Origin of the sequence: Pseudomonas sp. MG-9 (genome assembly GCF_018729515.1) — a bacterium.
Taxonomy (GTDB): Bacteria; Pseudomonadota; Gammaproteobacteria; order Pseudomonadales; family Pseudomonadaceae; genus Aquipseudomonas; species Aquipseudomonas serboccidentalis.
Genome location: NZ_JAHHZH010000022.1, coordinates 1 through 455 on the forward strand (window position 1 = coordinate 1; position 455 = coordinate 455).

Genomic DNA, 455 nt, shown 5'->3' on the forward strand with positions numbered 1-455 from the left:
CCTACGGGAGGCAGCAGTGGGGAATATTGGACAATGGGCGAAAGCCTGATCCAGCCATGCCGCGTGAGTGATGAAGGCCTTAGGGTTGTAAACCTCTTTCACCGGGGAAGAACGCGAAGCTAATGACGGTACCCGGAGAAGAAGCCCCGGCTAACTTCGTGCCAGCAGCCGCGGTAATACGTAGGGTGCTAGCGTTATTCGGAATTACTGGGCGTAAAGCGTGCGCAGGCGGTTCCGTAAGATAGATGTGAAATCCCCGGGCTCAACCTGGGAATTGCATTTATGACTGCGGGACTGGAGTTTGTCAGAGGGGGGTGGAATTCCGAGTGTAGCGGTGAAATGCGTAGATATTCGGAAGAACACCGGTGGCGAAGGCAGCCTCCTGGGACAAGACTGACGCTCAGGCACGAAAGCGTGGGGAGCAAACAGGATTAGATACCCTTGTAGTCGGAGAG

At 55.4% G+C, this 455-nt stretch carries 1 rRNA gene; it reads left to right on the forward strand.

Annotated elements, in window-relative coordinates:
• Nucleotides 1-455: ribosomal RNA gene (locus KKQ10_RS28290) — 16S ribosomal RNA — on the forward strand; the annotation flags it as partial.